Raw genomic sequence first — 22,991 nt, 5'->3', positions numbered from 1 at the left:
TTCACGCGAACCGGAATCCACCCCGGATCAAGTCCGGGGCAGGCTTTCGCTTGAAAACGCTATGCTACTTCAGCCCGAACCACAGCGTGGCGATACCGAGGAACGAGAAGAAGCCGACCACGTCGGTGATGGTCGTGACGAAAGTTCCCGACGCCACCGCCGGATCGGCGCGCACCCGGTCCAGCACCATCGGGATCAGGATGCCGCCGAGCGCGCCGGCCACCAGGTTGCAGATGATGGCGAGGCCGATCACGACGCCCAGACCGGGGATCTTGAACCATGCCACCGCAGCGACGCCCGTGATGACGGCAAAGGCGAGACCGTTAACGAGGCCGACCATCGCCTCGCGCATGACGACGCGGAACGCGTTGTTGGAACCGAGTTCGCGGGTCGCCAGCGCCCGCACCGCCACCGTCATGGTCTGGGTCGCGGCATTGCCGCCCTGGCTCGCCACGATCGGCGCGAGCACGGCGAGCGCCACCATCTTCTCAAGCTGGCCCTCGAACAGGCCGAGCACGGAGGACGCCAGAAAGGCGGTCGCCAGATTGACCAGGAGCCAATTGAATCGGCCACGCGCGATGGTCCAGACATTGTCGGACAATTCTTCGTCGCTGGTGACGCCGCCGAGCGCCTTCAGGTCTTCATCGGCCTCTTCCTCGATGACGTCGACGACGTCGTCGATGGTGATGACGCCGACCAGCCGGTTGGTGGTGTCGACAACGGGAGCCGCGACCAGATTATACTTGCCGAACATCCGCGCGACCTCTTCCTGGTCGTCGAGCACCGAGACGCGGCGGCGGTCCTCCTCGATCAGGTCGACAAGCGGCACCGGGCGGCGTGCCCGCAACAGCGTGTCGAGCGAAACCGCGCCCTGCCAGTGCTGTTCGGAATCGACCGCGTAGATTTCGTAGAAGCGGTCGGGCAGATCGGGCGTGTCGCGCATGTAGTCGATCGCCTGCCCGACTGTCCAATCCGGCGGCACCGAGATAAACGCGGTCTGCATCCGGCGGCCGGCGGAATTTTCCGGGTAGAGCAGAACGCGCTCGATCGCGACGCGTTCGGGCGGCGGCAGCCTTTCGAGAATCTCTTCCTGGTCCTCCTCGTCGAGGCCCTGGAGCAACTGGACGGCGTCGTCGGACTCCAGTTCGCGAACACCCTCGGCAACCGTTTCCGGCTCGAGCTCCTCGAGGATCTCCTCGCGGACGGCGTCGTCGACCTCGTTGAGCGCCGAGAAGTCGAAATCGGTGCCCGTGATCTCGACGAGGGTAACGCGGTCCTCGGGCTCGAGGGCCGCGATCAAATCGCCGAGATCGGCCTCGTGTAGTTCCGCCACCACCTCGCACAACAACGGCCGGTCGGCAGCATGGATCGCGCGCGTAATCTCCTCGACAAACTCGCGGCGGAGCTGCCCCTCCTCGTCCCGCATCAAAAGATGATCGAGCACGGAGCGTTGCGCTGACAGCGCCTCGGCTTGGGCAACGTCGATATTCTCGGCCATGCCGCGCCTCGCCGGTTTGACAGATGAAAGGGAACTTGCCTGAGTTACGCTGCACGCTTACCCAATCGGCAACACCGAGCGCAATGCCAAATATGTCCAACCGCAAATGACCCGACATTTCAGCGTGGCATCGTTCATGGCGGCCGCGGCATTGATGACCTTGGCTGCGGCAGCGACGGCTGCCGAATGTCCCCGCAAGGACGCGCTCGGCACCTCACGCGTTCTCGCGTTGGACGCCGCTACCCACCCGCGCGTGGGCCTCAAGAGCTTTCCACAGACGCTTCCGCTGGAAGACCGCGAGGTGGTGCTGACCTTCGACGACGGACCGTGGCGGCCGACGGACCAGAAGATACTGGCGGCACTGGCGCAGGAATGCGTCCGCGCCACCTTCTTCCTGCTCGGAAGGCGCGCCTCCGAACATCCCGAACTGGTGCGAAGAATGGCCGCCCACGGCCATACCATCGCGCACCACACTTGGACCCACCACAATCTCAAATACATGAAGCCGGAGGCTGCCATCGGCGAGATCGACAAGGGCATCGCGGCGGTCGAAAGGGCGCTGCACGGCACGGCCAACAAGACCCCGACCACGCCATTCTTTCGCTTCCCCTATTTTGAAATGACGCCCGCCATGCTGGAGACCTTGCAAAAGCGCGGCATCGCCGTGTTCGGCGCCGATCTCTGGGCCAGCGACTGGACCCCGATGACGCCGGCGCAGCAATTGAAACTGCTCACGGACCGGCTGCAAATTGCCCGCAAGGGCATCATCCTGCTGCACGATCCGAAAGCGCAGACCGCTTCGATGCTGCCGGCCTTTCTGCGCTACCTCCGCGACAATCACTACCGCGTGGTCCACGTCGTCCCGGCAGATGCCAAAACCGTGTCTGGCAAGGCACATTAGAGCCAAAATCGGCATGAAGTTCAGTCGATTAAAGCACGATTCATCGCGTCTCGTGTAAGCATGGCCCGCCTGAAAGATTGAACCTTGGTGCTGGCGTCAGGACCAAGGGTTGGAATGAAGCCGGTGTTCAATGATCGTTAGCGTATTCGAAGGCCCCCGAGCCCGGCCATGGGCCGCCTTGTGCATGGGAGTGCTGGCCTGCCTCACCGTACAAACAGCTTCCGCCGCCGAGTGCCCGGGTCATCCTGACGCCATCGGCACGTCACGCACCATCGTCGTCGATCCGCGCGCCTATCCCATCATCGGCACCATGCAGTATGGCAAGACGCTGCCGCTCGAAGACCATGAGGTGGTGCTGACCTTCGACGATGGGCCGCTGCCGAAATACAGCAACCAGATTCTCGATATTCTCGCCGCCCATTGCGCGAAGGCGACCTTTTTCCTGGTCGGAAGCCAGGCCAACGCCAATCCCGAAGGCGTTCGCAAGGTACGCGATGCCGGCCACACGGTGGCCACCCACAGCCAGAATCATCCCGCAGGCATGGATCGCCTGCCGTTCGATCGCTCAAAACACGAGATCGAACAAGGCATCGCATCGGTGACCGCAGCGCTCGGCGACGGCACCGCGCCGGCGCCGTTCCTGCGCATTCCCGGCCTGCGCCGCACCGACGAGATCGAGGAATTCGCCGCTTCCAAGGGACTTCAGCTCTGGAGCGCCGATTTCCCGGCCGACGACTGGCGCGACGTCTCCGCCAATCGCGTCTATGAGCTCGCGATGCAGCGGCTGGAGCGAAAGGGCAAGGGCATCCTGCTGCTGCACGACATTCAGCCACGCACGGTCACGGCGCTGCCGAGAATCCTGAGCGAACTGAAGGCGCGCGGCTATCGCATCGTCCATGTGGTGCCGGCGACGCCGGAGCGGCCGGCGACGCCGACCGAGCCGCAGCAATGGCAGTTGCGTCCGCCGTCGGAAGTGGTGGCGATTTCGCGCTGGCCGAAGGTCTCGAAATTCGCTGCTGCCGGCCCCGCCGAGCTCCCCGTTCCTGCGTTGTCCGATCTCGACTGGCACACGGCCGATCTTGGTGCGCACGCCCCGCGACGCAGGCGCGGCGTACCCCTGCCACCGGCAACGCCGTGGCCGCGCCAGACGAGTTTGTCGCCAGTCGGCACGCTGGCCGCGCTGCCGATTCCGGCGGAGAGTATTTTCAATATCCCGGAATCGACGCGCGTAGCCATGTTGGCCTTGTCCGCGCGGCGGACGACGTCGGTTGCGCAAGTTCGGTCAACGGAAGTCTCCTCGGCAAGGCTCGCCGGGAAATCCCGTCGCCACGACCGCGCAGCGACCGCTCAGCCGCCGGTCCCCTCCGGACAGACCGCGCAGGCGCCGGAGGGCGCCAGCGGGACCGCGCCGAAGCCGGCGGCACAAGCCAAGCGGAATGCGCGGTCGGTTCGCGTTGCTGGTCTGAAAAAGCGCTGATCGGGCGCGGTCCTGGCCTATTCGTTTTCCTGACGTCGGGCACCGCTCGCCCGCCATCGCAACAAAGGCTCAACTGGCCACGATCTTGGCAATGCAGAGCAGGATGACGATGGCGAGAAACAGCAGGTCGATATAGGCCTTGATCTCGCCGGCTTGGCGGAGCCCGCTGACTTCAGCGATCACCTGCTTGCGCGTAGACGTCGAACTCGGCCCCTCGCCCAGCGCCGCCACCAAGCGGCGGGCCTCCAGTTCCAGCCTTTCGATGCGCTGGAAGAAGTGAAACGATCGCAGCGCGGACGCCGCATGCATGCCGGCATAGACCAGCACGAGAACCGCGACGACCACGCGATGCTGATACTTTTCGAGGAAATTCAGAGCAAAATAGACCAGCGCCAGGAACACGAAGTTGGAGAGGAATCGATAGGCGTAGCTCAGAAACAGCATGAAGATGCTCCGGGTGGTCTTGGTAGCCTCGAACGTCTTGGAAGCGCCGAACCGCGGCGAAGCCAGCGGGAATCAGTCGCCGGCCGGCTCATTCAGTTTACGCGATCGGTGCGACGGCAGGGGCGTCAACCCGCGCCCCGTCCCACAGGAATTGCGGCGGCGTGTCATTGCGGACACGCACCTGCCTCACCGTAACCGATTGTGCAGGGCAAAAATCTGCAACTTTTGGTCTGAGCGCAGACCGGCCGATCAGGCGTCCCCGGCCATCGCAGCACCGACGCCGTACGATCCCTATTGCCGGATACCGCAAAGGAGACCCGCCATTTACGGCGGGTACAAGTTTAGGGAGGAGACTTCAAAATAAGCTGATTCGTGGCACCAGCCGTGTGCCGCAATTCACACACGCTATTCAAAAACAAGTCTTCCCGTCGGGACGACAAAGCTGATCGATGTTCCGGATGGCTCAACGCGGCTATGGTTTGCCTTCGACCATCTTGAGTTTGACGGTCTCGCAGGTCTTCCGAACCTGTTCTGTGAAGATCGAGCATTCCTCGATGCGCTTGAAGATCTTCTTGGCTTCCTCACGATACGACGCCGCGGTATCGCGCATGAAGGCAATGGCATTATGCACTTCGGCGGTCATTGCCTCGCATTTCTTCGCTGCGTTGATCAGCTCTGCTCCCATTGCTTCGATTTCCTTGGCCGCGGCTTCATAGTCGCGTACCACGGCCTCGGCCGAGAGCGCGCCGACGCGCGTAACGCCCTCTTCATGCTCGACGTAGTCCGGCATCGGCCCCGATGGAGCCGCCCTGATCGCAGGAAGGCTCCCTACGACATCTTCCTCAAGCTTGGCTAAATCCAGCGGCGCAGTTTTGTGAAGTCGTTCGATACTCGCCATCGGTCATTCTCCATCACCCGATGAAAAACCCCAGCGCATGAGCATGGCGACCGATTCGTGGCGAAATCCTGCATGGAAGAAAGCAACGAAAAGGCAGACGTGTGAATGCAAGCACCGTGGGATAGTGCCGAAGTCGCTTCTGTTCATCCGAAGCGGCACCGGCTCACGCATTAACCATGCCGGTGCATCAGGCTACGCGTGGCCTACGCTTAATGCGCATTTAACAGTTTTGCATCATTGATTGAGGATCAGCGCAAACTCCCTTAAGCCGCAAGAATTGCGGGCAGCACTCAACCTCTTTCAGGAGGATCGATTGAGGACGCTCCTTATTTGCGCCCTGGCCGTCGCCTTGGTCGGTTGCAGTAGCCAACAACCAACACAGCCATCCTGCGTTGGCCTGAACCCGTTAGCCTGTCTGACCGCGGTTCATGTGCCGATCGAACCTGAGTCGTATGAGAGCGATTCTGCCGCAACGAAACCGGTGTCCGCCGTCGCCTTGCGCGGCGACAGGCCGCCCCGATCTCACGCGGACCACGCGGTCCGTCGAACACCCAAGCCAATCAAGGTCGCGGCGAAAGCCGCCATTCCCATACCGGTTCCTTCTCCGCAAGCGAACCAGCAGACGACGGGCAATGCCGTTGCTTCCCAAGCGCCTCCAGCAAGCGCCACCGATCCGCATCCAACGACTGACGTTCCGCCAACCCGAACGACAGAGGAGCAGGTGGCGGCCGCATCTGCCGTCGCGGAGCGAATGTCGGTCCCGACATTGGATGCGTCGCTGGACGCTCTCGTGGCCGTCCTCGTGACAGGTCCCGACGTCAAGGCGGTCCCCGACCTGGCCGGTAAGACAATTGCGATCGACGATAGATATTCCGAGTCGTCGATCGGCCGCGTCAGGACCGCGATGGCGGCAGCGGGTGCGCCCGACGTCCAACTGAGCAAAGGTCAAACCACGGCGATCAGTCGGCTGGTCGGCAAAGAAGTTCCGGCCGCGGTCGTCGGGTTAGTCTCTACCCGCGCCGCGGAAAGCTTTCCTGAGATCGCGCGATACAAGACGTTCCAAATTCCGCTAAGACCTCGGCCGAGCGCTGCCAAGCCGTGACGGGCTTGCTCGAAGCGGGCCTGGATGTCCATGCTGGGAGCGATTGGACGAACGAGCCTGTCCTCCTGTTGGCGGAGAAACGGCGGGCTTTGAACGACACCTAATCAGCCGCACGCAAGCGATCAGGCCGATCCGATTCTGGCCAGACGTGTGACCACATCATCGATCTCGTCTGACGTGGTGGCCCTTCCCAAGCTGAAACGGATCGCTCCCATTCCAATTCTCTCGGGTATGCCCATCGCGGCGAGAACGGGCGAGAGCTCAATGTGCCCCGAATGGCACGCCGAACCCGTGGATGCTGCGACACCGTGCAGCTCTCTCAGTATGTCCGCGCCGATCCTGTCCACGAACGATACGTTGAGCGTGTTGGGCAAACGATCTATCGCATGGCCACTAAGCACGACACGATCGCCAAAACGATCCTGCAGTGCCTGCCAGAAGCGATCACGTACCGACTGGATGCGCTCCATCGGCGCAACGTTTGTGGCCAGCACGCAGGCCGTCCCGAGCCCGACCGCCAGCAGTGCGCTCTCGGTCCCGGCACGACGCCCCATCTCGTGGCCTGCGCCGTGGATCAACGGCTCCAGTTCGACGCCGCTTCGTACATAGAGTGCGCCGACGCCCTTGGGGGCGTAGAGCTTGTGACCTGCGATCGACAGCAGATCGACGCCGAGGTTGCCGACTTTGGTCGGTATCTTTCCGACCGACTGCGCTGCATCAGTGTGAAAACGTATCCTGCGCTCGCGTGCGAGCGCGCCGATTTCCTCGATCGGCTGGATTGTGCCCACCTCGTTGTTAGCGTGGATGATGCTGATCAGGACCGTCTGCGGAGTAATGGCGCGGCGTACGTCCTCCGGATCGACCCGGCCCGTGCGATCGACCGGAAGGTAAGTGACCGCAGCGCCGAACCGTTCGAGAAACCGGCACGGAGCAAGAACAGCGGGATGCTCGACGGCCGAGGTGATGATGTGCGCACCTTTGCGGTTCAGCGCGAAGAAGGTGCCCTTGATTGCCAAGTTGTTTGCCTCGCTGCCGCCGCTGGTGAAAACGATCTCGTCGGGCGCGGCCCCGAGCAGCGCGGCGACTTGGCCACGGGCCTGCTCCAGGGCGGCTTTTGCCGGCGTGCTGGCCCAATGTTCGCTGGACGGATTCCCAAACGCCTCGTCCAGGAACGGCCGCATAGCTGCCGCCACCGCCGGATCGATGGGCGTGCTCGCGTTGTAGTCGAGATAGATCGGGGGCATATCAGTGAGACTCACTTTTGAAACTAGGGACGCTGCACTGCTCTGGATCCAGGATCGCTACGGCAGCGCAGCGTCCGTCATTCATTTCGTGACCGCCGCGGTGGTGGTGGCAGGTCCAGCGCCGGTCGCGCCTTCGCGCATGAACACCGCAACGACGACGCCAGAAACGAACGTCAGCGCCGCGATCGAGATGATCGCCGCTGCAAGCCCGAATTGGTCGGCGATGATGCCGGCCGACAGCGCGCCGATCGCGTAGCCGAGATCGCGCCAGAACCGGTAAACGCTGAGCGAGCGGGCGCGCCAGCTCGGATGCGATGCGTCGGAGACCGCGGCGATCAGGCTCGGATAGACCATGGCTGTGCCGAGACCGAGCAGGAGGCTCGCGACGAGCCACCACTCGAAACGACTGGTGGCGGCAGTCAGTAACAGGGCCGCGGCCTGAATCCACATGCCTCCCGCGATCAGGCCCTTGCGGCCCCAGCGGTCTGACAGCGGGCCGGTTGCGATCTGCAGGATGCCCCAGGTGGCTGGATAGACTGCCTTCAGGATGCCGATGCGCTCGACCGTCAGTCCGAACGACACAAAGAACAGCGGGAAGATTCCCCAGCTCATGCCGTCATTGAGGTTGTTGACGAGTCCGGCCTGCGAAGCCGCGAACAGGTTGCGATCTTTGAAAGAGGTGAGGAGGAAAATCTCCCTGAAACGGATCGGAGCTGCCTGCCGCGCATGGCCCGCGGTCTCGAGCCGAACGTGATCGCGGGTGTCGCGCACCAGAAGGATCGAGAGCGCGGCGCCCAGGATCGCATAGACAACGCCGAGATAAATCGGCGCCGGACGCAGCCCGTATTCCGACGCAATATAGCCGGTGAGGAACGCGGTGACGCCAACGGCGAGGTAGCCAGCGAACTCGTTCAGGCCGACGGCCAGTCCGCGCGACTTCGGTCCGACAAGATCGATCTTCATGATGACCGTCATCGACCAGGCAAAGCCCTGGTTGATGCCGAGCAGGGCATTGGCGGCAATCACCCACTCCCAGCTTGGTGCCCAGATGATCATGAACGGCACCGGTAGCCCAACGAGCCAGCCCAGAATGAGAACGCGCTTGCGCCCCCAGATGTCGGCAAGCTGGCCGGAAACCAGGTTGGCGCAGGCCTTCACTACTCCGAAGCTGACGATGAAAGAGACGACAAGCGTCGTCGAGCCGATTCTGAACTCCTCGGCGCCGATCAGCGGCACGACGGTTCGCTCGATTCCGACCATCCCGCCGACGAAGGCGTTGATCAGGACAAGCAAAGCGAATTGCGGCCAGTTCTCCTTCAGGCCGAGCCTGACTGATGGGGAAGCTTGTGGACTCGATACAGCTTCGCTCATCGGATCACGCAGCTTCAGCCGCGACGCCCGAATTGACGGCCCTGATCGTCGCGGCCTCCGGCGGTGCCGGCGGAATCTCCGACACCATGAAGCGAATGAACTCGGCTTCATCCGCGATCATGAACGCCTGATTGTGCCGTTTCTCGAAGCCGATGGTCGACCATGGCTTGCCGCTGAGCCGCCGGCCGCAGACTGAGCCGGCATAGGCGCCCGCGAGCACCTCGACGTCATCTGGAAGCTCCTTCAGCCGACGTGCACTACGGAACAATTGCTTCGCGCCTTCTTCGGCGCTCGTCGCAAGCTCGGTGCGGCCGAGATCGCCGACCATCAGCGTGTGGCCGCTCAGGACGAACCAGGGCTCTTCGCCTCGGGTGTGGTCGGTCACGAGAATGCAGATGTGCTCGGGCGTGTGGCCGGGTGTGTGCAGAGCTTTTGCAGTGACGTTGCCGAGAGGAAGGATTTCTCCTTCGCGCACGCCTTTGAACGGAAACGCGACGCCCGCCTCGGCCGAGAGCACATACGGGGCGTCGGCCGCCTCCGCGAGCGCCCGCCCGGCGGAGATATGGTCCGCGTGAACGTGCGTGTCGATCACGAAGTTGATTTTCATGCCGGCATTTTCTGCGGCTTGGAGGTAGGGTTGGATATCGCCAACGGGGTCAACCACGGCCGCCGTTGCCTTGCCGCCGCAGCCGAAGAGGTACGAGATGCCGACCGGATCACGATGCAAGAATTGACGCAGGATCATGGGCTTGCACTCCCCTCTGAGAGCAGCTAAATGAACATTCAATCGATCTGCTGAATGATATATCTAGGAGTAGCCGTGTCAAGCACCGGACCTAAACAGGCGATCTACGAGAACCTCGCCGAAGTGGCGCAGGCGCTGGGTCACGCTCACCGGCTTGAACTCCTGGAGCACCTCGGCCAAGGCGTGCGGACCGTCGAGGAGCTATCCGATCGGGCGCATCTGACGTTTGCCAATACCTCGCGCCACCTGCAGATCCTTAGGCGGGCACGCCTCGTCGAAACGGAGCGTCGCGGCAAATACATTCTCTATCGCTTGGCTGGTGATACCGAAGTGGTCGCACTGATCAAAGCTCTCGGGCGTGTCGGCGAGCGAAATGTTGCCGAGATCGGCCGAGTCGTGACTGATTATTTTCAGGCGCGAGATGCGCTCGAACCAGTATCCCGCGATAACCTGGTCGCCAGATTGCGCGACGATCTGGTCACAGTGCTCGATGTGAGACCTGAAGACGAGTTTGCGCTGGGCCATCTTCCGGGGGCTCTCAATATTCCTCTCGCCGAACTGGAACGGCGCTTGGATGAACTTCCCAAAAGCCGAGAGGTGATTGCCTACTGCCGGGGACCCTATTGCGTCCTTTCGTTTGAAGCTGTGGCAGCGCTCAGAACCCGCGGCTACCGCGTCCGCCGGCTCGAAGATGGCTACCCCGAGTGGAAGGCCGCTGGTCTACCGGTCGAATCTCTCGCCTGAGCCAAGCTGATCCTGGTGCACATCATGGACAAGAAAATTGATCGCGCAGACAGCGCTTGGCCGATCGTTGACGGGAAGGACCACAGGGCGCCCTCAGTGTTCCGACCGGAAGCCCTCTTGAGGGAGGCGCGCAGGCAGAGGGGGTTGCCACTCGTCGCCGTCCCCGAAATCTGCGTGCTCGATCCCGACGGCGATGTCGTCCGCCACCTCAAACGGACGGGCACGGGCCGCATCCATGAAGGATGGGCCTGCTATCACACCGAACTTCTCGCCTTCGATATCGCCGGCATCGGCGAAGCTGGCATCGTCGGCTGCGCCGTCGGCGCGCCCTTTGCCGTGCTGGTCGCCGAGCAGCTTTTCGCATCCGGTTGCCGGCTGCTCATCAGCGTGACGTCCGCTGGCCAGATTACTCCGATCGGACCCACGCCGTACTTCGTGCTCATCGATCGCGCGCTCCGCGACGAAGGAACGAGCTATCACTATCTGCCGGGCTCCACGTTCGCCGATGCGCCCGATGCGCCGCTTCTCGCTCGCGTGGAACAGGACGGACGCGCCCTGCCAAGCATCGCGCTACATCGAGGCGCGACATGGACGACGGATGCTCCCTATCGCGAGACCAAGTCGGCGATCGCACGGGCACGCCAGTTGGGCGCGCTGGCCGTCGAAATGGAAGCCGCAGCCCTGTATGCCTTCAGTACGACGAGTGGTCATTCGGTGGTCTGTTTCGCCCATGTGACCAACGCCATGGCGCAGACAGAGGGAGATTTCGAGAAGGGCGAAGCCGACGGCGCAGAGGCGACGCTGGCCGTCGTCGCTGCCACGGCTCGCGCCTGGCGCAGTTAGCAGCGATCATGCAAGTCGGGGCCCCCGTCCACCGCAACCTAGTCGCCTACGCGGAAGCCATCGGGCGGCAACTCGATCGTTTACCGGCTCGCGAGTTGGGTCATTCGATCGAGTGCTGTGCCGAAGCCGTTCAATGACACATTGAAGGTAACGGCGTCACCGCTGGACAGATTGAGGGATGCGACGACAAGTTTTCCCGCCTTGCGCATGGCGTCGGTCGCCGCTGCTGGGAAGCTAACCGGCAAGAGGCAGCCCTGCGGCACGCAGGTAGAAAATCGCAATCCTTTGCCGAGGTCCTTGTCGTCGAGCTTGAGAATCGCTCCGCTGTCGAGATTGAGCCCGAACGGCATCAGGATGGCGCCTTCGGTCTTGCCTTCGCTGGGCGGGCGCAGCTCGATCGCAAAGATGCGTTGTCCGGTCTGGTTGTTGCCCTGGGCGTGGGACAGCAAGCATTGCTTCTGGTTGTTGGCGATGCGGCAATCCACGGTCCAGTCGCCATAAGTCTCGTTGATCGACGACGCGCCGTTTGGCAGTGTCATCGCAGGCGGCGTCGGCTGTTGCACTGTCGGCGTCTGTACCGGACGCGGCGAGGATACCGGCTGCTGCGCAACAGCCTCATCCACCATCGCAGCCAGGAGGATTGAGGCAAGCCAGATCAGCGAAGCGGCGCTGCGAGACATCATCGCTTGAACCTGATGGGAACGGCGAGCGTGACGGAGCCGCCGCCGACATTGGGAGGCGGTGCGGGCACCGGGCTGGCGCGGCGCGGCAACGAGACCGCCTCCGCATCAAGCGCGGAATCGCCGGATGATCGAACCAGCCGTGACGAAAGCACCCGGCCCGAGCGATCGATGGTGAAGGCAACCATTATGACGACGGTGCCGGCCGCGGCCGCCGGACGCTTGTGGCGATTGAGATGCGCCATCAGCGCACCGCGCCAAGACGCAGGTGACATCGATGGATCAAATGACGCACTGGCATGTGACGCCGCCGCGCGATCTGAGCGTTGAGCTTGCGATGTCGGCGGCGCGGTGGTCTGTGGCGCGCGGATATTCTTCGGATCTATCGGCTTCTTCTTTTCGACTGTCTTCACCTTGGGCGGCGGCTTCTTGACGGGTTCGGGTTTTGGCGGCTCCGGTGACGGCGGGGTAAGTACCGCCTCCGCATTTTCTTTCTCGGGCAGCTTCTCGATCGGCTTCTCGACCACGTCCTGCGGGACAGGCTCCTGCACCTCTTCAGGCTTTTCGACGGGTTTCTCAGGCTCTTCAGGCGTAGGCTCGGTTTGCGCCTCCGTCATCTGCGGCCCGGGGGCCACGTCCTGCTGCGGCGCTTCAGGCGAGACCGCCAATGGTGCCAGTTCGATCATCACGGCGGGCGGTGGCTCGCCCACGGCCATTGCGGGCTTCCAATTGAGTGCGAGCCACGCCCCGCCGCCATGCGCGGCCGCGACAACGATCGCCGCAGCGGTCCATCGTATCACGGAGAGCGCGGTGATGTTGCGGTCGGGCCGGCCGTCGGGATCGCGCCAGTCGATCATCGCTGCGGCGGCCCTCCGGTTGGTGGCGGAGACGCCGGCAAGCCGCCGGCAGCCGTGACCTGCCCGATGTCTTCCAATCCGACCAGCGCGATCTTCAGGTAACCAGCTTGGCGCAGCAGGTTCATCACGTTCATCAGTTCGCGATAGGCTACGACGCCATCGGCGCGCAGGAAAATTCGCTGCTCGCGGTCGTTATTCGTTTGCCGATCGAGCGTGGCCTGCAGCACGCTGCGCGGAACGTCCTCATTCCCGAGTGCCAGTGTGAGGTCCGACTTCACGGTCAGGAAAATCGGCTTGTCCGGCCGCGGTTGCTGCAGCGCATTCGATACTGGCAAATCGACAGCCACGTCCACCGTGGACAAAGGCGCTGCCACCATGAAGATGATGAGCAGCACGAGCATCACGTCGATAAACGGCGTGACGTTAATGTCGCTAACCTCCGTGAGGTCGCCGTCCTGCGGATCTTTGAGGGTAACGGCCATCGGTCACTCCGCGGAACGAAGCGCGGTGCGCGGCGGGCGATCGACGGCAGCACGATCACGTATGGCCGTGTGGTAATCCGGGGACGCAGAGGCTTGAGGACCGGCGTAGTCCCTCTCGCGTCGTTCCAGGTCGCGCGAGAGATGCTGGAGGATTTCGCCGGAGGCGTCGGAGAGCAGCGCGCGGTATCCAGCAATCGCACGCGCGAACACGTTGTAGATGATGACGGCCGGGATCGCGGCGACCAGACCGATCGCGGTCGCGAGTAGCGCCTCAGCGATGCCAGGCGCCACCACAGCAAGATTCGTGGTCTTCGACTGCGAAATGCCGATGAAGGAATTCATAATTCCCCACACGGTGCCAAACAGGCCGACGAAGGGAGCGGTCGCACCGATCGTCGCCAGGAGGCCGGTGCCGCGCGCCATGTTGCGGCCGCCGCTGGCTTCGATCCGCGACAGAGCGATGGCGAGACGCTCCTTCACGCCTTCCGCTGACAGGTCGGGCGAGCGTCTCAGTTCTCGCGCGGCGGCCTGTACGAGATCCGCAACCGGACCGCTTCGCGTCCACCCTGCCTCGATCGCGATTGTCGCCTCGGCAAGGCTGTCGGCGCGCTGCAGTTTGCGCGTCGCGCTTCTCGCCTTGCGCTTGGCGCCTGCAAGTTCGAGCCCTTTGCCGAGCCACACCGTCCACGTCACTAGCGAGGCGAAGGCCAGACCGATCATCACCGCCTTCACGATGATGTCGGCCTGCATGAACATGCCCCACGGCGACAAGTCGTGCGGCAGTGTCGCGGGCGCGGTCGTCGCCGGCGGTGTGGCGGCCGGCAGTTCTGTCAACGGATCGGCCGCAGGCACTCCGGAGAGAGGTTCGCCCGGTGCGGCCGATACAGGCGGAGCGGGTGCTGGATCAGCGGTCGGCGCAGGTGGCGCAGATACCGCCGGTGGCTGAGGCGCCGCAGCGGGTTGCTGTTGCGGTTGTTGCTCCTGCGCGCGCAGGGGGCCGGACACGCTTGCAAACATAAGCAGCGACGCGAGCACGACGCGCGCGATCTTTCGGATCGGCATTCTTCCTAATGCTGCTTCAGAGGCACGCTTCATTTCTGGTTCTTTCTGTTGAGAAGTATCCGCTGGCTGGCTTGCTCTGGAGGTCCGGAGCTGGCTGGCTTGCGGCGCACCTCCCGGTAGGGAAGCTCGTTGTTGACATGCCTATTCAGTTTCGGGCGCGCAGGCGCTGGCTGTGGGCCCGTACAGGTCATTCCGCCGGCATCACGGCAGCCTCATGCGACACCGTGCGGCCATTGGCCCTGCGGATGGACCAGATGCTGTCGGCGGGACCGCTCCTGATCCGGCGTGTGGTGGCGATCGCCATCCAGGCGAAGCAGAACGCGCCGATAGAAGCGACAACATCGACGCCAATGGTTGCCGCACTGCTATGCGCCCACATGCCCAGCACCGGGAACAGCAGCGCGATGAGCGTGGTCAGTGGGATCGCCATCGTGGCGGCAGCGCAGAGCCATAGCAGATGCACGGCGGAGCGCGCCGCGCCCCATGCGAAGGCCCATGCAACCGAACCGAGGAACACCGCGTAATAAACAAGCTCATGCCAATGATTGAGATCGACTACGCGACCATGCAGCCATTTGGCGGCAACGATGGTGAGCGAGATGCCCGCGACGCAGCCGAGGCAAACACCTACGGTCGCGCTGCCCAAAAGGCGCGTCGAGCGCGACTGCTCGACCTCGCCGCCCTTGAGCGCCTTCTTCCGCCGCGTCTCGATCCACAGCAGGTTGCCCGAATAGAACAGCCATGCCCCGGAAAATCCGAGGAAGAAATAGGCCCAAGTAATCGTCACCCCACCATATTCCCCGGTGTGTAGGGCGAAGATCGTTGTCGAGGCTCGCCGGTCCGGATCCTGACGCGATGGACGCGCGCGGTCGTTGACCAATTCGCCGGTGACGGCGCTCAGCATGACGCCCCCAAAAGTGGTATCCCCGACATAACCGCGCTCGGCTCCGACGAATTTCACGGCAGCGGCTTTGTCTCCGAAATTCTTGAAGATCATGACTTTGGGCTCAAAATCCGGCACCTGAGCGTTCAGGCGTTGGAGCAACTGCGCGGGCGGCATCATCACACCCGCATCCCCGGTCGGCTTAGGTGGAAGCCACCGCTCGAAATCGCGTTTCATCACAGCCTGTTGCCTACCGCCGAAGATCACGCTCTCCTGCGCTGACCAGAGCGGACCGCCGAACCCCCAAGCTGTTGAGGTAACAGCAATCACAAGGTGAAACGGGAATGCTGCAATCCCGACGACGTTGTGCGCGTCCTGCCACATGCGTTTGAGGTTCTTGCCGATACGCAGCGCAAGGAAGTCCTTTACGAGCGACGGCAGCAGAATGATCACGCCGGCGATCAGCGCCACGCCGTAGAGCAGCGAGACCGCCCCCATGAGGTACGATCCCCATGGTTGTGGAATCCCGACGCGCATATGGACGCCATTGATGAACTCTGCCAGTTCGGACGGCTCCTCCTGCTTTGCCAGCAGCGTGCCGTCATGCTTAAGCGTCGCCCACCAGTGGGTATGCTCATGGGGCTGCCCCGCTTGGTGAGGCTTGTCTTCTTCCCAAGTTACGCGCGCGGGCTCGTTCTCGTGTCCCCGTAAATGCAGCGTCATGCCTTGCCTGCGCGCTTCAGGGTGGGCGGCGGCTACCAATTCGAGGAGACGGGGCGCGTCGTCCAACGAAACCGCTGCCACACCCACGGCAGGCGGCGACGCCCAGCGCGCTATGGGCTCCTGAAACATCGTGAGCGCGCCTGCATAGAAGGCAATGAACAGCGCCAAGCCGCAAGTAACGCCGGTCCAGGTGTGGACGGTCTTGTAGTGCTTGACGATATCGGCGCGGATCATGTTGCCCTCACGCGAAGAAATAGAAGCGGCAGGCAAACAGCGCCGCGAAGGCGATCAGGTTCGCCGCGCCGAGCCATGCCCATGCTGCGCGACCGCTGCGAAACAGAAAGCAGAAACCGAAAACCATAATCCAGACAAATGCTTCCAAATGGCGCATCAGCGAGTAGCGCCCAACTGGCGCATCGATGCCCCCCGGTCCCAGGTAGGCGTAAAGACCGACCAGCGAGAGCGCCAACCCCAAACCAAGGATCGCGCCAGCGCTGGCCTTTCCCCACCAGTCGGGACGGATGTCGCCTGGCATGTCAGCTCTTCCGTCGAAGAAGGGCGGCCGAATAAGGAAAGGCGAAGAGACAAACCATCGCAACATGCAGCGCTACGAAGAAACCAACCAAGGGCCGCAATGCCGCAATCCATGCGGCAAGGCCGGCGATCAGCAGCAGGCTTCCCACCGCCAGCAACGGCCGTCGCGGTGGAACCAGCGACAGCCATTTCTGATTTGGGTTGGCAAGGTAGAGGCACGCACAGCCTAGAACGGTCAAAGTCAATGCCAGCACCACGATCATGATTCAGAAATTGAACGTGGTCGAGAGGCGAAAGGTACGTGGCTGACCTTGGTACACGAAGCCAGCCGCATAAGTACCTGCCCAGTAGTTTTTGTCGAAGACATTATCGACATTGAAGCGGACAGTGATCGGCTTCTCGTTCCACGGAGAATTGAAGGTATAGCGTGCGCCAAGGTCCACTGTGGTCCATGATGGAATGGTGACGCCGGAGGAGGTAAACACAACCGTATCACCAGTATGGGTTAGCCGCCCGGTGAGCGTCAGCCCTTCCACGAAGGGCGTGTCCCATTCCGCTCCGATCACTGCGCGGACATTCGGAGCGGTATCGTTCCTCTTGCCGTCGAGAATACCGCGATCGGTTTTGACCAGGCGGGGGTCAAGCAGGGTGAGCCCGCCCAGCAGGCGAACGCCGGGCATGAGTTCGCCGTAGGCGTTAAATTCGATACCACGAACGCGCTCTTCTCCGTTCTGCGACAATGTTGGTTTCCCGCCCGCCGGATCGTCTATCGCAATCGAAGCGGCCTTGGCGATCTGGAAAACAGCCGCCGTCGTCGTGACCCGACCCCAATCGACTTTGACACCGGCCTCCTGCTGCTTGCTGATGTACGGCGGGAGTATCTGGCCAGAATTTGCGTACGCCGTGCTGACGATAGTTCCTGATCTCAAATCCTCGATATAGTTGGCATAGAGCGAAACGTTTTCCCACGGCTTAACGACCAGCGCATATGCAGGAGTCCAAGCATTAGCGTTGTATTCCGAGCTTAGCAGTCCGGTTGCAGTAACGAAGTTTTTGATGCCTACTTCCTGATATCGAATCCCGGCCGTAAGTTGGATACGCTCGTTGAACACAGACAAGGTGTCTGCGACGCCGATGCTGGACACCGTCAAATCGAAGTTCTTCTTGGGAGCGCCGGGATCAGGAGCAGGAGAAATGAACGGAAATACAGGATTATAAATTGAACCTATTATAGAAGTGGATCCTTCGGACTCTGCCCTTTTAAACGTAAGATCTGACCGAGACAGATTAAGGCTCAGAGCGTGATCCACTGGGCCAGTATTCGCTTTAGCCCGAATGCCGCCTTGCGTAGACAGACTGTCCCACGAATAGCGTTGTTGCTCTGGAGCGATACTGTATCGGCCGGCGCCGTCAAGCAGCCTGACCTTCTCGAAGCCATTCAAGCGGGCTTCTGCATGCTGCTTACCGACGGCGGCATAAGCTGTGACGTCCTCAAGTAAATCGACTTCGCCTCGTATCATTCCCATGGTCGAGTTGGTTCTATATTCCGACCAAGGAACGAGAGGCACTTTCGAATCTGGTGCGCCAGGGAAGGATGTTGCAGAACCGGCGATATTCCGAGCGTTGACGTATACCCCGCTCGGATCCAGTTCCTGCGTTTGATGTGCAAGGTCTGCTGACAGGCGGACACGTTCGCCGGTGTAGTCGAGATTGAGCGCACCGGTACCGAGTTCCGAGCGTTGCTTATCAATTGGCGTATGACCGCCGTCGATAGATCCGTTGAATCGGATCCCGAACTCTTTGCTTGCTCCGAACCGACGGCCGACGTCAAGATGTGTACCAAATTGGGAGTTCGACACATAGCGTGTAGTTAGCTGCGTGATCGGTTCATCCGGTGCGCGCTTCGTGACTAGATTGACCGAGCCGCCGAGAGCGCCGGTAACCGCTGCGGCCGAAAGCGACATACCGTTCAGGAGAGCGCTTGGGCCTTTCAGAATCTCCACGCGTTCAATGTAATCGGACGACGGGAAAAACATGGGCGCCATACCCGCCAAACCATTTAGGGTGCGGGTGCCGTCGGTTGAGTACCCCCCAAATCCCCGGATAACTTGGTAGTCGTGGCGGGTACCATTCGGAGTGGTCGCTACAACAGAGGGATCATTGCTCAATACATCCTGAACAGTCCGCGCCTGCTGATCTTCGATGAGCTTGTTCGTGTAACTAGTGAGGCTGAAGGGGGTGTTCATCACGCTGCGGTTGCCGAGCATTCCGACCTGCCCGCCGGTCGCGACCTGTCCGCCCGCATAGGCGGGCATCGGCGTCATCGTCGAATTCGGATTGGCGCCCTGCACCTCGATCGTATCGAGAGGGATGGCACCTGGTGGCAGCGCACCAGCACTACCGGCCGCGTTCGGCTGAGAGATCGCGACCGTGGTCGCGTTGGTGAAACTGTAGGTAAGCCCAGTACCTTGCAGGATTCGCGCGAGCGCCTGCTCGCGCGACAGCGGCCCGGACACACCTGGCGAGTCCTTGCCGGCCGCAATGCTCGTGAGATAGGTGACTTGCAAGCCAGCCTGTCGGCCGAAGGTCGTCAGCGCGCGACTGAGCGGGCCAGCGGGGACATTAAACGATGCCTGCGCTGCGCTCTGCGCGAAGGCGGTGCCCTCGACCACGACGACACTGCCGACGATCGCCGTCGTCACCATCAGTGCCGCGATTAGCGGCCTGCTTCTTCTGGACCTGTCAGCGAACATTCGAGCCCCGCGCCCCATCTTAAAGCCACTCCAAGTTTCTCGTTGGGGGGCCTGCGGTGCCTGAACGTGTTGGTCGGGCCAGCCCCTATAGCTGATACAATCGGGGCTTCGGAATTTTCACTTTTTGCTGAAAGTTTTAGAGAGGGGATACGATCGTGAGGAAGGACGAGACCTGGCGAACGCGTGCACCTGCTGGATGAACAACGGCTTCTAGCGCGCGTTTAGGATCGTTCAAATCAAAGATGCCGCTTACCCGCTGTGAACCGATGAACGGGTCGGCCATCACAATGCGGCCTGGAATCCAGCGGCCGATACGGGCAACCAGCGCCGATACTGCCTCCTTCTCGGCGATGATGAAATTCTCGCGCCATGACGCGATGTGGCTCGCCTCGCGCGAGCCACGCTCGACAGCATGTGTCGCGCGATCGAAGGTCACCCATTCGCCGGCCTGAAGCCTCGCCCCCGTTGCGAGCCGCGAGCTGGGCGCTCGCGTCTCGACAACGCCGTGATCCACAGCGACGCTGAGCATGCCACCGTCATCGTTGGAAACGTCGAAAGCCGTTCCCAACGCCGTCGCTGTCAGCTCGGCCATCTGCACGGAGAAGGGGCGCTGCGGCTCTGACGCAACATCGAAGAAACACATGCCTGCCAGTAGCTCAATGCGGCGGCGCTGTACCGCAAAATCAACCGCGATCGCGCTGTCCGGTCCGAGCGTCGCCACGCTTCCGTCAGGAAGGGTGACGCGGCGAATTTCACCCTTTGCGGTGACGTGATCAGCACGGCTGCGGGCGAGGATGTCGGGGAGAACAGAATAACCGACGCCGATGGCGCCGAGGCCGATCACGCTACCGATCACCAAGTTTCGTCGCGTCAGTCGCAGGCTTTCGCGGCGCTCGGCCCTGCGACGGTCAGTGAGAATTTTGCCGGCGGCGCCGTGGACTTTCGCCACGCGCCCCCAGATCCTTTCGTGCTCGGGGCCGCGTGCCCGCCAAGCCCGCACCATCTCGATCGCGACCAGGTTTTCGGGGTCATTCTGCAGCCGAATGACCAGATCAATAGCCTCGTCCGTCAGCCGATCCTGGTCTGGCCTCGCCTCGCTCATTCGTATTCCTTCGACAGGCCGCGACCATAGGTCGGAGAATCGCGCCTGCCCTTCTAATACAAGCGAGCAGCGGCGAATTTCACACTAGAACTGAAAAAAGCTCAGAGATTGTCGACCCGCGTCAAGAGATGCCGATAGGCCTCCCGGATCAGCCCCCAGGTCCGTCCGGTCGACAGGTTCAACTCCCCCGCCACTTCCTGGATGGTGCGCTCGCCGAGCCGGTGCATCTCGAAGGCCATGCGGGTGCGCTCGGGCAACTCGGCCAGCGCCTGCCGTGTCTGCGCCAGGCACTGACGCGAATAGACGACTCTCTCGGCCGACGGCGCCGGATCGGCGACCTTGGCGGCATCATCAAGGTCGGTGGTCTGGATCAGGCTTTCACGGCGGTGGTGGTTGACGCTTAGATTGCGCGAGACTTGATACAGATAGGCCTTGGGATTGTGGTTGGAGCACACCTCGCCCGGCGGCGACGCCAGTACCCGCAGGAAGGTATCCTGGGTGATGTCGGCGGCCGTCTCGGCGCTATGACCGCGCCGCCGCAGGAAGCGCTTTAGCTCCTGGCTATGCCGCCGAAACAGGTCTTGGACATCGAACGCCACGGAATACCCCTTGGCCGCAAGGATGCGTCGGAGCGCCTTCCTGCTTGCAACCGGAGAGTCACTCCATAGGGAAGCAATAATTCCCTTGCAATCTCATATATTTAGATCGTTTCTAACTTGGTATCATTGGGCAATTCAATCCGATCGGCGCTGGACGACGTCCCTTCTTATGGCGCTGGGAATCCTAAGACATTTACGAGTGTTGCACTTCTGCGACCATGGCATGCAAAAATATCGACGTGAGATCATGGCTACGTTAGCCAGATCGGCATTGCGTTGGATGATTGGTGACGGGGCGCGCTGCCGCGTCGCGTCCCTTACCTCCAACGGGAGGAGGAGTCGGCGGCCGACGGGGACCAGTAGTCCGGCTTTGGATGACCTATTCGTTTGGTGCGCTCGGAGGGCGGTCGCATTTACTGCGATATCAATTAGTTACGAAGGTTTGTCAAACCATAAGGTGCATTTCGAACCCAAAGGTGCCTTTCAAGAGGTGCGCTATGACTTCACCCACAGAGGCCCCTCCGCACCTGCGAACCGATCGGGGCTGCCGGCCTAAGCATCCGACCGACGTTCGACGTTCCTCTGACGTCGAAAGCACGGGGCCCGTTCCTGCCTCGGATAGGCGCGCCCCTTCCGTCGGAACTTTCAAAAAGCCAATGCCGCCGGTGGCTGGCACCACCTGGAGAGAAGCTCGGCGACAACAAACGCCGCACCATGATGTTGCCGGCCACATCGATGCAATTGTCCCAGAACAATACCGGTCGCTCGCCCAGTCTCGAATGGCCCCGGCTTCTTGAATGAACGCGAGATCCCGAAAACCATGCGAACTCATGTAGTGGTCGATGTAGAACGACATGTGAGGTCCGCACACAGGAGCCTGAACGTCCGCCGATTGAAACGCATGCCTTGGCCCACAAGCCAATCCGCCGCCGGCGTCTTCACCGTTGGGCGACCGTAGCAGGACCGGTAGCGCGCCCGCAGTTGGTCCGATGAACAGAAGGTTCTTCAGTCCCGCTGGCTGGATCTGTTTGACGAGGTGCCGCGATTGCCGTCGCCATGCGCTTCAATTCAGGACCTCTATGCCCAATCGTTTGGCGAGAGCACTCATTTCCTTTTTCTTCGCCGCGTAGAAATCGCCCCATTGCTCCGGCGTGCTGTGCTGGGCGATCGCCCCCTGACTGAGAAAGAAATTCTTGATCTCTTCGGTCGCAAGAATGGCGTTGATCTCCCTGTTCAGCTGCTCAACGAGCTCTTTTGGCGTGCCGCTTCGGACCGCAACACCGAAATTCTGACTGAGCTCGAGCCCCGGAAGCCCGGCCTCCGCAATGGTTGGCACCGCAGGCAGAAGCGGAAAGCGTTCTTTCGCAGTAACGCCATAGCCGCGCAGAGCGTTGGACTGCACGTGCGGGATCAGCGGCCCGATACCGATGATGATCAACGGAATATGGCCGGCAATCGCGTCGTTTACCGCAATTGCTCCGCCGCGATAGGGTACCATTTCCATCTTCGCGCCGACCGTGGTGTTGATCAGTTCTCCGGCAATGTGATGCACCGTTGCAACGCCCGCGGTGCCGTAGCTCCAGTCATCAGGCTTGTCTTTCATCGCAGCGATAAGCGATCTGAGATCGGCCAGATTGCGCTTCGTAGTTCCCGCAAGAAGCAGCGGTCCGGTCGACAGATGCGCAACCGGGTCGAGGCCATTGCCTATCTCAGGGACCGGTTGGCTGTAGAGCGTCGGACCGGCAACGGTCATGATCGTGTAGCCGTCCGGCTCGGATCTCGCCAGTTCGTTTGCCGCGATGGATTGATTGCCGCCCGGCTTGTTTTCGACGACGATCGTCGCCCCAATGGCTCGCGACAGCCGTTCGGTGACGGCTCGGGTTATGGGGTCTGCGCCGCCGCCGGGCGCCACGCCAACCAGCCAACGGATCGTTTTTTCCTTCGGCCATGCCGCCTGCGCCTGAGACGGGCTACTTGTGCAAGCGAATGCAACGACCGAAGCAGCGACGGCTGAGAACAGCCTGTACAGCACGATACCCTCCCCTATTC

General features: G+C 61.9%; 22 protein-coding genes. 5 read left to right on the top strand and 17 right to left on the bottom strand.

What is annotated here, in order from left to right; translation table 11 throughout:
• Positions 1-64: 64 nt before the first annotated feature.
• Positions 65-1,498, bottom strand: coding sequence for a magnesium transporter (mgtE, locus tag V1292_RS22615; protein WP_334374864.1), 1,434 nt, complete (start codon positions 1,496-1,498; stop codon positions 65-67).
• Positions 1,499-1,604: 106 nt separating this feature from the next.
• Between mgtE and V1292_RS22610 the strand changes: the two genes are divergently transcribed.
• Together V1292_RS22610 and V1292_RS22605 are read left to right on the top strand one after the other, a co-directional pair.
• Positions 1,605-2,399 (top strand): polysaccharide deacetylase family protein, encoded by a 795-nt coding sequence (locus V1292_RS22610; protein WP_442895553.1) that lies wholly within the window; start codon positions 1,605-1,607, stop codon positions 2,397-2,399.
• A gap of 130 nt (positions 2,400-2,529) precedes the next feature.
• Complete coding sequence (locus tag V1292_RS22605) at positions 2,530-3,876, top strand: polysaccharide deacetylase family protein (RefSeq protein ID WP_334374863.1); 1,347 nt, start codon at positions 2,530-2,532, stop codon at positions 3,874-3,876.
• Positions 3,877-3,945: 69 nt separating this feature from the next.
• Here V1292_RS22605 and V1292_RS22600 read toward each other — a convergent pair whose 3' ends face one another.
• Both V1292_RS22600 and V1292_RS22595 read right to left on the bottom strand, forming a co-directional pair.
• A complete protein-coding gene (locus V1292_RS22600; protein ID WP_334374862.1) occupies positions 3,946-4,320 on the bottom strand; it encodes a hypothetical protein in 375 nt (124 codons plus the stop codon).
• Between the two features lie 472 nt (positions 4,321-4,792).
• Entirely contained in the window at positions 4,793-5,218 is a 426-nt protein-coding gene (locus V1292_RS22595; protein WP_334374861.1) for a hypothetical protein, read from the bottom strand.
• A gap of 241 nt (positions 5,219-5,459) precedes the next feature.
• Between V1292_RS22595 and V1292_RS22590 the strand changes: the two genes are divergently transcribed.
• Positions 5,460-6,320 carry a hypothetical protein gene (locus V1292_RS22590; RefSeq protein WP_334374860.1) on the top strand — a complete coding sequence of 287 codons (861 nt, stop codon included), beginning with the start codon at positions 5,460-5,462 and terminating at the stop codon, positions 6,318-6,320.
• A 122-nt stretch (positions 6,321-6,442) separates the two neighbouring features.
• Here the strand turns inward: V1292_RS22590 and V1292_RS22585 are convergent, their stop codons facing one another.
• The 3 genes from V1292_RS22585 to V1292_RS22575 all read right to left on the bottom strand — a co-directional run bounded on the left by V1292_RS22585 (position 6,443) and on the right by V1292_RS22575 (position 9,680).
• Positions 6,443-7,564 (bottom strand): cysteine desulfurase family protein, encoded by a 1,122-nt coding sequence (locus V1292_RS22585; RefSeq protein WP_334374859.1) that lies wholly within the window; start codon positions 7,562-7,564, stop codon positions 6,443-6,445.
• A gap of 81 nt (positions 7,565-7,645) precedes the next feature.
• Positions 7,646-8,935, bottom strand: a complete 1,290-nt coding sequence (locus tag V1292_RS22580) for an MFS transporter (RefSeq protein ID WP_334374858.1) — start codon at positions 8,933-8,935, stop codon at positions 7,646-7,648.
• Between the two features lie 4 nt (positions 8,936-8,939).
• Positions 8,940-9,680: an MBL fold metallo-hydrolase gene (locus tag V1292_RS22575; protein ID WP_334374857.1), complete on the bottom strand. Its 741-nt coding sequence runs from the start codon at positions 9,678-9,680 to the stop codon at positions 8,940-8,942.
• Between the two features lie 75 nt (positions 9,681-9,755).
• Between V1292_RS22575 and V1292_RS22570 the strand changes: the two genes are divergently transcribed.
• Entirely contained in the window at positions 9,756-10,424 is a 669-nt protein-coding gene (locus tag V1292_RS22570; protein ID WP_334374856.1) for an ArsR/SmtB family transcription factor, read from the top strand.
• Positions 10,425-10,448: 24 nt separating this feature from the next.
• Positions 10,449-11,267 carry a nucleoside phosphorylase gene (locus V1292_RS22565; RefSeq protein ID WP_334377132.1) on the top strand — a complete coding sequence of 273 codons (819 nt, stop codon included), beginning with the start codon at positions 10,449-10,451 and terminating at the stop codon, positions 11,265-11,267.
• Positions 11,268-11,347: 80 nt separating this feature from the next.
• Here the strand turns inward: V1292_RS22565 and V1292_RS22560 are convergent, their stop codons facing one another.
• From V1292_RS22560 to V1292_RS22510, 11 genes are all read right to left on the bottom strand, one after another.
• Positions 11,348-11,950: an invasion associated locus B family protein gene (locus V1292_RS22560; RefSeq protein ID WP_334374855.1), complete on the bottom strand. Its 603-nt coding sequence runs from the start codon at positions 11,948-11,950 to the stop codon at positions 11,348-11,350.
• Positions 11,947-12,804 (bottom strand): energy transducer TonB family protein, encoded by an 858-nt coding sequence (locus tag V1292_RS22555; RefSeq protein WP_334374854.1) that lies wholly within the window; start codon positions 12,802-12,804, stop codon positions 11,947-11,949. The genes V1292_RS22560 and V1292_RS22555 overlap by 4 nt, the downstream gene beginning before the upstream one ends.
• Positions 12,801-13,286 (bottom strand): TonB system transport protein ExbD, encoded by a 486-nt coding sequence (gene exbD, locus V1292_RS22550; RefSeq protein WP_334374853.1) that lies wholly within the window; start codon positions 13,284-13,286, stop codon positions 12,801-12,803. Before exbD ends, V1292_RS22555 begins: the two co-directional genes overlap by 4 nt.
• A 3-nt stretch (positions 13,287-13,289) precedes the next feature.
• Positions 13,290-14,348, bottom strand: a complete 1,059-nt coding sequence (exbB, locus tag V1292_RS22545) for a tonB-system energizer ExbB (protein WP_442895552.1) — start codon at positions 14,346-14,348, stop codon at positions 13,290-13,292.
• A gap of 187 nt (positions 14,349-14,535) precedes the next feature.
• The gene (locus tag V1292_RS22540) at positions 14,536-16,188 is read right to left on the bottom strand and encodes a PepSY-associated TM helix domain-containing protein (protein WP_334374852.1); all 1,653 of its coding nucleotides are present in this window, start codon (positions 16,186-16,188) and stop codon (positions 14,536-14,538) included.
• A 7-nt stretch (positions 16,189-16,195) separates the two neighbouring features.
• Positions 16,196-16,489 carry a hypothetical protein gene (locus V1292_RS22535; RefSeq protein WP_334374851.1) on the bottom strand — a complete coding sequence of 98 codons (294 nt, stop codon included), beginning with the start codon at positions 16,487-16,489 and terminating at the stop codon, positions 16,196-16,198.
• A gap of 1 nt (position 16,490) precedes the next feature.
• A complete protein-coding gene (locus V1292_RS22530) occupies positions 16,491-16,751 on the bottom strand; it encodes a hypothetical protein (protein ID WP_334374850.1) in 261 nt (86 codons plus the stop codon).
• 3 nt (positions 16,752-16,754) lie between these two features.
• The gene (locus V1292_RS22525; RefSeq protein WP_334374849.1) at positions 16,755-19,193 is read right to left on the bottom strand and encodes a TonB-dependent receptor; all 2,439 of its coding nucleotides are present in this window, start codon (positions 19,191-19,193) and stop codon (positions 16,755-16,757) included.
• Positions 19,194-19,377: 184 nt separating this feature from the next.
• Positions 19,378-20,097, bottom strand: coding sequence for a FecR family protein (locus V1292_RS22520; RefSeq protein ID WP_334377130.1), 720 nt, complete (start codon positions 20,095-20,097; stop codon positions 19,378-19,380).
• Between the two features lie 347 nt (positions 20,098-20,444).
• Complete coding sequence (locus V1292_RS22515) at positions 20,445-20,942, bottom strand: RNA polymerase sigma factor (protein WP_334374848.1); 498 nt, start codon at positions 20,940-20,942, stop codon at positions 20,445-20,447.
• A 1,063-nt stretch (positions 20,943-22,005) separates the two neighbouring features.
• A complete protein-coding gene (locus V1292_RS22510; protein WP_334374847.1) occupies positions 22,006-22,974 on the bottom strand; it encodes a Bug family tripartite tricarboxylate transporter substrate binding protein in 969 nt (322 codons plus the stop codon).
• Positions 22,975-22,991: the final 17 nt, after the last annotated feature.

The sequence above is a fragment of the Bradyrhizobium sp. AZCC 1719 genome (genome assembly GCF_036924525.1).
Taxonomy (GTDB): domain Bacteria; phylum Pseudomonadota; class Alphaproteobacteria; order Rhizobiales; family Xanthobacteraceae; genus Bradyrhizobium.
The sequence above is the reverse complement of the archived record's forward strand: the minus strand, read 5'-3'. Positions and strand labels throughout refer to the sequence as shown.